The organism is Prevotella sp. P5-126, from assembly GCF_002251185.1.
Classification (GTDB): Bacteria; Bacteroidota; Bacteroidia; order Bacteroidales; family Bacteroidaceae; genus Prevotella.
Genome location: NZ_NPIZ01000003.1, coordinates 26,560 through 37,825 on the forward strand (window position 1 = coordinate 26,560; position 11,266 = coordinate 37,825).

At 46.2% G+C, this 11,266-nt stretch carries 8 protein-coding genes and 1 pseudogene; 8 read left to right on the top strand and 1 reads right to left on the bottom strand.

Annotation, left to right across the window (positions count from 1 at the left end; translation table 11 throughout):
* Positions 1 to 18 precede the first annotated feature (18 nt).
* From CIK90_RS00595 to glmM, 8 genes are all read left to right on the top strand, one after another.
* Positions 19 to 531 (top strand): DMP19 family protein, encoded by a 513-nt coding sequence (locus tag CIK90_RS00595; protein ID WP_094389476.1) that lies wholly within the window; start codon positions 19 to 21, stop codon positions 529 to 531.
* 10 nt (positions 532 to 541) lie between these two features.
* A complete protein-coding gene (gene smpB / locus CIK90_RS00600) occupies positions 542 to 1,021 on the top strand; it encodes an SsrA-binding protein SmpB (RefSeq protein ID WP_094389475.1) in 480 nt (159 codons plus the stop codon).
* A complete protein-coding gene (gene metH, locus CIK90_RS00605) occupies positions 1,022 to 3,793 on the top strand; it encodes a methionine synthase (RefSeq protein WP_094435090.1) in 2,772 nt (923 codons plus the stop codon). It begins immediately after the preceding gene.
* Positions 3,794 to 3,798: 5 nt separating this feature from the next.
* Entirely contained in the window at positions 3,799 to 5,307 is a 1,509-nt protein-coding gene (locus CIK90_RS00610; RefSeq protein ID WP_254046237.1) for a glycoside hydrolase family 10 protein, read from the top strand.
* A gap of 140 nt (positions 5,308 to 5,447) precedes the next feature.
* On the top strand, positions 5,448 to 6,389 hold the full coding sequence (locus tag CIK90_RS00615; RefSeq protein WP_094435094.1) for a nucleotidyltransferase: 942 nt from the start codon (positions 5,448 to 5,450) through the stop codon (positions 6,387 to 6,389).
* Positions 6,389 to 7,423 (top strand): bifunctional oligoribonuclease/PAP phosphatase NrnA, encoded by a 1,035-nt coding sequence (locus CIK90_RS00620; protein ID WP_094389471.1) that lies wholly within the window; start codon positions 6,389 to 6,391, stop codon positions 7,421 to 7,423. Before CIK90_RS00615 ends, CIK90_RS00620 begins: the two co-directional genes overlap by 1 nt.
* Positions 7,424 to 7,493: 70 nt before the next feature.
* The gene (locus CIK90_RS00625; RefSeq protein WP_094435096.1) at positions 7,494 to 8,156 is read left to right on the top strand and encodes a DUF4827 domain-containing protein; all 663 of its coding nucleotides are present in this window, start codon (positions 7,494 to 7,496) and stop codon (positions 8,154 to 8,156) included.
* A 25-nt stretch (positions 8,157 to 8,181) separates the two neighbouring features.
* Complete coding sequence (glmM, locus tag CIK90_RS00630; protein WP_094389469.1) at positions 8,182 to 9,597, top strand: phosphoglucosamine mutase; 1,416 nt, start codon at positions 8,182 to 8,184, stop codon at positions 9,595 to 9,597.
* A gap of 105 nt (positions 9,598 to 9,702) precedes the next feature.
* Here the strand turns inward: glmM and CIK90_RS00635 are convergent.
* Positions 9,703 to 10,688, bottom strand: a pseudogene (locus tag CIK90_RS00635) (transposase).
* Positions 10,689 to 11,266: the final 578 nt, after the last annotated feature.

Here is an 11,266-nt window from a genome sequence, read left to right on the forward strand (position 1 = left end):
ACATCAAACAAAATATCTATGTCAAACGAAGTTAAAATACAAGACCTGACGCTGAGACAGGCTGCCGAAGAAGGTATGGATGCCTTCGTCGATGCTTTCGTCAACGCCATACACCAAGCCATAGGAGGACAGCTTACAGCAGATAATATGGGCATGCTCAATGCAGACCAAATAACCCTGTTGGCGTGGAATGCACTCCATGAAGAGGTAATGGACGGTGGTTTTGTACAGCTCATCCACAATGGTTACGGACCTTTTATCTTCAAAAATCCATTTGCCAAGGCCATCAAACAGTGGGGACTTCGTGACCTCTCCAAACTCATATACGATGCACATACGCTCTATGAGAAATATCATGTTACCATTGAGCGGGAGTGCAGTGAAGAGGAGTTTATGGCACTTTTTGAGCAAATGCCGGAGTTTGATGACCTTGACGATACTTTTGTAGAAAAGGAAGAAGAGTGGACCTCACAAATTGCAACATATATAGACCAACACATCGATCATTTTGTCGTTGTGACAAACGAATGAGAAGATTGCTATGAATAAGGACGACGAGAAAATACGTAAGAAAAGTCCTGTGCAGATAAGAAACAAGAAGGCTTCGTTCGAATACTTCTTTATTGAAACATATACCGCAGGAATCGTACTGACAGGTACAGAAATAAAGTCTATCAGACTTGGTAAAGCGAGTCTGGTAGATACCTATTGCTTTATACATAATGGAGAAATATGGGTCAAGGGCATGAATGTGTCACCCTATTTCTATGGTTCATACAACAACCATGAGATGAAACGAGACCGCAAACTCCTGCTTACCAAACGTGAGATACAGAAATTGCAGTCTGCCACCAAACAGACGGGTTATACTATCGTGCCACTTCTCGTGTTTATTGATGAACACGGACGCGCTAAGATGGATATTGCACTCTGTAAGGGTAAAAAGGAGTTTGACAAGCGTCAGACCCTCAAAGAGAAAGAAGACCGCAGGGAAATGGACCGTGCAATGAAACACTACTAAATGACAACACTCAAAGAAATTGCCAAACAACGCATCCTTGTGCTTGATGGAGCTATGGGAACGATGATTCAGAAGTATGAACTTACTGAACAGGACTTTCGTGGAAATATCTATACCAACCAACGTGGACAGATGCGTGGGAATAACGATATCCTCTGTCTGACACGTCCTGATGTGATAGAGGATATTCACAAAAAATATCTTATTGCAGGGGCTGATATCATCACGACAAATACTTTCAATGCACAACGTATTTCGCAGGCGGACTACCACATGGAAGACCGTTGTCACGAAGTGGCCCTTGCCGGTGCTCGTATCGCCCGACGTATGGCAGACGAATTTTCCACACCCGATAAACCACGATTCGTGGCTGGTAGTGTGGGACCTACCAATAAAACCTGCTCAATGTCTCCCGATGTCAGTAATCCTGCCGCCCGCGAATTGACTTACCCCCAACTCTATGATGCCTACGTAGAGCAGATGGACGCACTTGTTGAGGGTGGGGTGGATGCTATTCTCATCGAAACGGTATTTGATACGCTGAACGCTAAAGTGGCTATAGATGCTGCCATGGCGGTAATGACACAACGCAATATCGAACTGCCTATCATGGTTAGCGCTACCGTGAGCGACCTTGCAGGACGAACGCTCAGCGGACAAACACTTGAGGCTTTCCTTGCCAGCATCAGCAGTTACCCTATCTTTTCGGTAGGTCTCAACTGCTCTTTCGGTGCAGACCAGATGATAGGATTCCTTCGCCAACTGGCACGACGTGCTCCTTATTATATTAGTGCCTATCCCAATGCAGGACTCCCCAACTCAATGGGACTCTATGATGAGACTCCTGAGTCCATGGCTCCGAAGATTGGCGCTATGATTGACGAGGGACTTGTCAATATCATCGGCGGATGCTGCGGTACTGACGAACACTTCATTGCCGAATACCTCCCGCTTGTTGCTGGAAAGACACCGCATCGTCCGGCTGAAGCGTCTCCCTATATGCAACTGAGTGGACTTGAATTGCTGGAGGTGACTCCAGAGGTCCATTTTGTCAACGTTGGTGAACGGTGTAATGTGGCAGGATCGCGTAAGTTCTTGCGACTCATCAAAGAGAAACAATACGATGAGGCTGTTGCCATTGCCCGCAAACAAGTGGAGGATGGGGCCTTGGTCATTGACGTCAATATGGACGATGGACTGCTTGATGCGAAGAGCGAAATGGTCAATTTCCTCAATCGCATTGCGTCAGAGCCCGATATTGCTGCAGTTCCTGTGATGATCGACTCTTCAGATTGGCAGGTGATTACTGCCGGACTGCAATGTGTACAGGGTAAATCCATCGTCAACTCCATTTCGCTGAAAGAAGGAGAAGAGGTGTTTATACGCCATGCACAGGACGTCAAACGCTATGGGGCGGCAGTTGTGGTGATGTGCTTCGATGAACAAGGTCAAGCGACCAGTTTTGAACGACGTATTGAGATTGCAGAGCGGTCATATCGTATTCTTACAGAACGTGTTGGATTTAATCCGCTCGATATAATCTTCGACCCTAATATTCTGGCTGTGGCAACAGGTATGGAAGAACATGACAGTTATGCGCTCGACTTCATCCGTGCTGCCGAATGGATCAGGAAAAACCTTCCTGGTGCCCATGTGAGCGGGGGTGTCAGCAATCTCTCTTTCTCCTTCCGTGGAAATAATTACATCCGCGAAGCCATGCATGCGGTATTCCTCTATCATGCCATTCAACGGGGAATGGATTTCGGTATTGTCAATCCTGCCACGAAAGTGCTCTATTCCGATATTCCTGCCGATGAACTGAAGGTTATTGAGGATGTGATTCTTAATCGTCATGCAGGAGCTGCCGATGAACTCACGCAGTTGGCAAACAAACTCTTGGAACAACAACAGGCCCTCAAAGCACAGACACCTGCTGATGCCGCAACAAACCAACGCAAAGAACAATGGCGTGAAGGGAATGTGGAAAGTAGGTTGCAACAGGCGTTGATAAAAGGTGTGGGCGACTATCTTGCCTCTGATCTGGAAGAAGCACTGCAACAGTACGCACGTGCGGTAGAGATCATCGAAGGACCGCTAATGGCGGGTATGAATGAGGTGGGACGACTCTTCGGACAAGGCAAGATGTTTCTGCCACAGGTGGTAAAAACTGCACGAACCATGAAACAGGCTGTGCAGATTCTACAACCCTATATCGAACAAGAGAAGGGCGATAGCGACCGTAAGGCAGGAAAAGTATTGTTAGCTACGGTCAAAGGCGACGTTCATGATATTGGTAAGAATATCGTAGCGGTCGTCATGGCTTGTAATGGTTATGATATTGTAGATATGGGTGTCATGGTTCCTGCCGAACAGATTGTGGCGAAAGCCATAGAAGAGGGCGTCGATATGATAGGACTCTCAGGACTGATAACACCCAGTCTGGAAGAGATGGTCAACGTGGCGCGTGAAATGCAACGTGCAGGACTTCATATCCCGATCATGATAGGTGGAGCCACAACGAGCGAACTCCATGTGGCATTGAAGATTGCACCCGTCTATGGAGGCCCTGTGGTGTGGATGAAGGATGCTTCGCAAAACGCAACCGTTGCTGCCCGCTTGATGAGCGAAACCGAAAAGACTCAGATCGTCAACGGACTTGACGAGCGTTACCAACACCTGCGCGACGATTATCAACAACAACAGCAACAACTGCTTTCGCTCGACGAAGCGCGTAGTCAGAAAAAAGATTTCTTTAATGATACTGCACAATGAGCAATATGAGAAAAAACATTATCCTCCTCGGCATCATGTGTATGCTGATATCTTTAGGACTGTCGGCACAGTCTGTAAAACGTGAATTCCGTGGCGCATGGATTCAATGTGTCAACGGACAGTTTCAAGGCATGGGAACGCAACAGATGCAGAAAACACTTGCCTACCAACTGGATGAACTGCAGAAAGATGGTGCCAACGCCATTATATTTCAAGTTCGTCCAGCATGTGATGCACTCTACGAAAGCAGCATAGAGCCATGGAGTCATTTTCTGACAGGAGTACAGGGAAAAGCACCTGTGCCTTATTGGGATCCTTTGCAATGGATGATTGATGAATGTCATAAGCGGGGCATGGAACTCCATGCCTGGATCAACCCATATCGTGCCAAGACTAAGTCGTCTTACATGTTGGCTTCAAACCATATCGTGACAAAACATCCAGAATGGAGCTTTCGCTATGACGGATTAGTGGTGATGAATCCTGCTCTTCAGGAGAATCGTGATTATATCTGTAAAGTAGTTGAGGACATCGTGAAACGTTACGATATCGACGGACTTCATATCGATGACTATTTCTATCCTTATCCTGTGGCAGGAGTGGATATTCCTGATGACGCACAGTATAAGGCTGATCCCCAAGGCTTCAGCAATCGTGGTGATTGGCGACGCTATCAGGTTGACCTGTTGATAGAGCAACTCAACACAACGATCCATCGGGTCAAGCCATGGGTGAAATTTGGAGTGAGTCCTTTCGGCATCTATCGTAATAAAGCGAACGACCCAGAAGGAAGCCGTACACGCGGTCTTCAAAACTATGATGATCTCTATGCCGATGTCATCAAATGGATAGACAACGGATGGGTTGATTATACAGTTCCACAGCTGTATTGGCAGATTGGTCATCCTGCGGCTGATTATGCCGAACTCGTGAAATGGTGGAATGATCATGCCGCTGCGCGTCCGCTATTTATCGGCGAGGATGTGGAGCGTACCGTGAAGTTTCCTGACCCGGAACAACCCAGTCGCAATCAGTTGCCTGCCAAGATGAAATATCATGCAGAATTGCCTGGAATACAAGGTACGGTGTTGTGGTATGCGAAAGCTGCCGTAGATAATGTTGGCAACTATGGCACCAATCTTCGACAGGTGTATTGGAAGAAACCCGCACTTCAACCCCTTATGCCCCATCTGTGTGATAAGGCTCCTAAAAAGGTACGTAAACTCAAACCTTTACGTATTGCCAACCAGCAGGTGCTTTTCTGGACACCACCCAAGGGTAAGGCATGGCAGAATGAGGCTGTACGCTATGTGGTATATCACTTTGCAAAAGGCGAACCGGTCAATCTCGATGATGCCTCACATATCGTTTGCATCACAGCTGATTGTCATCATGAGATTGTTGGAGAACCAGGACGATATGTCTATTATGTAACGGCACTCAACAGACTTGCTAACGAGAGCCGTCCCGTAAAAGCTAAAGTTACGGTGAAAGAGAAAGAACCTCAGAGCTAACGCGCTTTGGTTCTTTCTTTCGCTTGTACCAAGGTACTTTCGTTCGGGAATAAAAAAAGAAAACGTGTTTTTCTTTTTGTATTCCGCTCACTTATTCGTACCTTTGCAGAAAAATATAATCTATCAGAATTAACAGAATTATGAAACCTACATTATTCTTATTGGCTGCCGGAATGGGAAGTCGTTACGGCGGACTCAAACAACTTGACGGACTGGGACCTAATGGTGAAACCATTATGGACTATAGTATCTATGATGCCATACAAGCCGGATTTGGCAAAATCGTATGGGTAATCAGAAAAGACTTTGAAGAGCAGTTCCGTACACAGATTCTTGCTAAGTATCAACATAAGGTTCCATGCGAACTCTGCTTCCAGGCACTTGACGCATTACCCGAAGGCTTTAGCGTTCCAGAAGGACGACAGAAACCATGGGGTACCAATCATGCCGTACTGATGGGTAAGGATGTTATCAAAGAACCATTCTGTGTCATCAACTGCGATGACTTCTATAATCGCGACGCCTTTATGGTCATCGGAAAGTTCCTTAGCGAACTGCCTGAAGGTGCTAAAAACCAGTATGCTATGGTTGGATTCCGCGTAGGAAACACCCTGAGCGAGAATGGTACCGTAGCACGCGGCATCTGCTCTACCGATGCAGAAGGACATCTGACAACCGTTGTTGAACGTACCGAGATTGTACGTTGCGCAGAAGATGGTTCAAATGCCGGTGCAGTAACAGAAGCCATCCGCTATAAGGATGAAAATGGTAAATGGATTGAAGTAGCAGACAATACTCCTGTGTCAATGAACATGTGGGGCTTCACTCCCGACTATTTCAACTATTCACAGGATGAGTTTAAAGCATTCCTCTCAGATCCGAAGAACATAGAAAATCTGAAGGCAGAATTTTTCATTCCATTGATGGTCAACAAACTCATCAACGAGAAGACTGCTACCGTTAAGGTACTAGACACCACCTCTAAGTGGTTTGGAGTGACCTACGCAGCCGACCGTGAAGATACCGTGAAGAGAATTAAGAAACTGGTAAATGAAGGTGTCTATCCTAACAAATTGTTTTGATGCTGAATAACATTATGACTGAAGGGGAGTGCAGTAAACTGCGCTCCCTTATACATCATGCCAACAACATCGTTTTATGCTGTCATGTCAGTCCTGATGGTGACGCCATAGGTTCGGTATTGGGAATGGCAGAAGTTCTCAAGTGCATGGGCAAGGAACCCGTAATGGTGGTACCTGACCAGTTTCCAGACTATCTGCAATGGTTGCCTAATACCGAAAAGATAGTACGCTACGATAAGCGAAGCGATTATGTCGATATGGTGTTGAAAATAGCTGACCTTGTAATCTGTCTCGATTTCAACGCTCTGTCTCGTACCGACGATATGGAAGCCGCCCTGGAGGCATGTACTGCACCCCGTGTACTCATAGACCATCATCTCAACCCCAGCATAGCGTGTCAGGTCTGCGTGTCCCATCCCAATATGTCATCTGCCAGCGAACTTGTGTTCCGTGTGGCTTGGCAGTTGGGACTGTTTGAACAGCTCGGACGCCATTTTGCAACAGCCGTCTATTGTGGCATGATGACAGATACAGGAGGGTTTACTTTCAACTCCAACTCGCCTGAGACATTTTATATCATCAGCCAACTCCTGACCAAGCACATCAATAAGGATAAGATTTATCGTAATGTCTATCATAATTACAGCGAGTCGCGCCTGCGCCTTGTAGGCCATGTGTTGTGCAATCGCCTCGTGGTTGATGCTAAGCGTCACGCTGCCTATTACACCCTCACGCGTGAAGACCAAAAAAACTTCAACTTCATTAAAGGAGATGCGGAGGGAATTGTTAATATGCCATTGCAAATTAAAGGATTACGACTTTCTATCTCGCTTCGAGAAGATACTGAGAAACCCAATCTCGTTATGGTAAGCCTTCGCTCGGTTGATGATTTCCCATGCAACTTGATGGCTGCCGACTTTTTCAACGGGGGAGGACACCTCAATGCCTCAGGTGGCAAGTTGCATTGCACCATAGAAGAGGCCGTGAAAGTGGTGGAAAGAGCTTTTTTGGCATACGAAGACAAGTTAAAGTAGTCTAAACGTGACAATAATTGCGGAATAATTCGTAATTTTGTGCCGATAAACCCAATAGTAACAACAAAGAATGAAAAAAACATCCTATCTGATGCTACTGGCGATGGTCGTATCGCTCTTTGCAGCTTGTAACGACTATGAAACCTATAGCGACTTGAAAAAGAAGGAACGACAGGCTATCAGCAAATTTCTTGTCGATTCGGCTATCAACGTCATTAGTGAAAAACAGTTTGAAGAACAAGGACAAACCACTGATCTTAAGAAAAATCAATATGTGTTGCTCGACAAGAGTGGCGTCTATATGCAGATTATCCGTAAAGGCTGCGGACAGCAGGTAGAGAGTGGAAAAACCGTCAACGTGCTCTGTCGCTTCTCTGAAACAAATATCCTGACCGACTCTATGCTCATCCGCAACGATATAGTAGGAACCATCTATATGAATGGTCAGTATATCGACGTGTCACAGTATGTGGATAAGATGACCGTACAGCGCAATGGAAGCACCTTCCAGGCATCCTTCGTTTCGGGCATGATGCAACTCTACCACGGCACATCTTCCGTACCCTCCGGATGGCTTGTCCCCTTGCTTTATATCAACGTAGGACGCCCCCTCCAGGAAGGTGACGAGATTGCTAAGGTGAAACTTATCGTACCCCATTCACAAGGCACACAGACTGCCAGTCAGTCGGTTTATCCTGCCTTTTACGTCATTACCTATCAACGAGACAATTAAAATCACACTAATATAAACCAACATCATGACACTCATCAAGTCTATCTCTGGTATCCGTGGAACTATAGGAGGTCCCACAGGCGATACGCTTAATCCTCTTGACATTGTAAAGTTCACAACGGCTTATGCCCAGTTCATCAAAAAGCAGGGCAATAATGGTGCTAAAGCCGATTTCAACAACCATCGTCCAACCATCGTCGTAGGACGTGACGCTCGCATGTCGGGAGTAATGGTCGATAATGTGGTTTGTGGCACACTCATCGGTATGGGATTCGATGTGGTCAATATCGGTCTCGCCACTACACCTACCACAGAACTGGCTGTAAGCATGCTCGGTGCCGATGGTGGTATCATCATTACCGCCTCACATAATCCACGCCAGTGGAACGCCCTCAAATTGCTCAACAGCAATGGAGAGTTTCTTACCGCTGCCGATGGCGCTGAAGTGTTGGCAACGGCAGAAAGTGAGTGCTTCGATTATGCCGATGTAGATCACCTCGGTCATTATATCAATTGCGACGAAGCCGACAGTTGGCACATAGAAGAAGTACTTGGACTTGACCTCGTAGATCAGGAAGCTATCAAAAAGGCTGGCTTCAAAGTATGTGTCGATACTATCAATAGCGTAGGAGGCATCATTCTCCCTAAACTCCTTGATGAGCTGGGAGTGGAATACACCATACTTAATGGCGAACCTACAGGTGATTTCGCCCATAACCCCGAACCCCTGGAGAAAAACCTTCAAGGCATCATGGACGAGATGAAAACCGGTAAATACGACCTCGGTATTGTTGTTGACCCCGATGTTGACCGCCTCGCCTTCATCTGTGAAGATGGTCGTATGTTTGGCGAAGAATACACGCTCGTCAGCGTGGCAGACTACGTCCTGTCGAAGACCAAAGGCAATACCGTCAGCAACCTGTCATCCACTCGTGCCCTGCGCGATGTCACAGAGCGTCATGGAGGAACTTATTACGCATCAGCCGTAGGCGAAGTAAACGTGACTACCAAGATGAAGGAAGTAGATGCTGTTATTGGTGGCGAAGGAAACGGTGGAGTCATCTATCCCGAATGTCATTACGGTCGTGATGCCCTTGTAGGCATAGCCCTCTTCCTTACCTCTCTTGCCCAGAAAGGCTGTAAGGTTAGCGAACTGCGTGCTCAGTTCCCCGACTATCAGATAGCCAAGAATCGCATCGACCTCACTCCTGATACCGATGTTGACGCCATCCTCGTCAAGGTGAAGCAGATGTTCTCTGCCGACGCCACAGCCCATGTTAACGATATCGACGGTGTGAAGATTGATTTCCCCACCAAATGGGTACATCTGCGTAAGTCCAATACCGAGCCTATCATCCGGGTGTATAGTGAAGCCCCAACCATGGAAGAGGCTGACGAAATCGGCAAGAAGCTCATGCAGGTTGTATATGATATGCAATAAGCAATAGCATGCAACAATATAGAGTAGGAGAGAAGCATCGTTTCTCTCCTATTTATTTTTGCAAGTTCCCTCCCATTTAATGGCGCACCCGACAAACCAGGGGAATTAAGCATATAGCTTTGTAAGTCTGAAAAGAAAGAACTTTATATCCGTTACTCCCCTTAAAGCAGCTCTAAGCGCCTTAATTTTAGCATTGAATGACTCTGCAAAAGCATTAGTTGCCCTGTTGACAAAGAAGTTCAAGACTTCATCATAATGCTCGTAAAGCGTGGCGGCAATAACATTGAAACTCTTAAAGCCAGAGTCGTCCACTTTGTTATACCAGCGTGCAAGCGAGAGTCTTGCAGCATCTTTGACGGTATTCTTGGAAAATATCATTCTTAATGAATATGCGTAAGCGAATATGCTTCTTTAAGATCAGGATACGTTTCAAAGAGCACCTCAGCTCTTTGTCTATGACTTTCTGTCCATTTGTCGGCAGATTTGAAAAGCAAATATCTGCTGCGAGCCAACAACTGCTTGTGGGTGTCACCGTTTGCAAGCACAATTGGAGTGTATGCTTCACCCAAACATTTGGCCTCTTCCCTGGCGTCCGTGTCTGCTTGAATAGCGTCCCATCTATGTGCGATGCGCATCTCCTGCAAGGCATCACATGCAAGTTTCTGTATATGGAAGCGGTCTATGGTACGCATTGCATTCGGGAAACAGCGTCTGGCTATAAGTCGCATGGAATTCGACATGTCCATTGTTATCTCCTTAACCATCAGTCTCTTGTCCTCGTCAATGCGCATAAGTATTTCTGTGAAAACATCTGCCGCCACACCTTTTATAATAGCAATGATGGTACCTTTACCCCCATGTGAAGTTCTGTTGCTTACTATCGTGTACAGTTCACCGTTGTTTGGAGCCGTTTCGTCAATGCAGATGCTTTCACCTATGTTTTCGGGAAAGACAAGCCAGTCTTCTGCATGCGAGAGTTCGGCCCATTCGCGATAGCCGCTGAGCACTTCCTTATATTGCTTTTCAAACGTATCCCCGTTTATGTGATAATAGTGGTCAAGTGAACGGGAGGTCGTAGGGATCGTCTCCATACACTCCTTTTAAAAAAGCCGCAAACTCCTTGGAGTAGCGGGTTCCTTCAGCCTTCAGCTCATAAGAATCGGAGAAGTATCGGTTGTTCTGCTTGTCGTACCATTTGCGCCTTCTGACGATTAGATCAACACCTTTGTCGCGGATCGGGAAGTCACGTATGGTTACGGCTTCACAGAACCCTTTGGATTCAATCTCTGGGTTCTCTTTATATTCAGCCTTAACCGATTCGTCAAGATAGATGCGAATAAGGGATGCCTATTCTTTCTACACGTACTACTTCAAAATTTGAAAGTATCTCTGATGGCAGTATCAACTGTGCCGATGCTAATAATCCTTGATTGTTCATGGTGCAAAGATATAAATTTTCTGTAGAATCAAAATGCTTTCCGGCTAGATATATCGGGTGAGCCAATATTCCCCCTAGGTTTATCGGGTGAGCCGTAATCCGGGCTCAATAGATTTTTCATAGGGGTAAATGAGTATGATTCATATGAAATGCTTACCTTTGCATCATGGAAGACAAAGGTTTGCTAATGTTGGCACGTATGGTGCTGCCCAAGGAAGTGCTTGACCACTT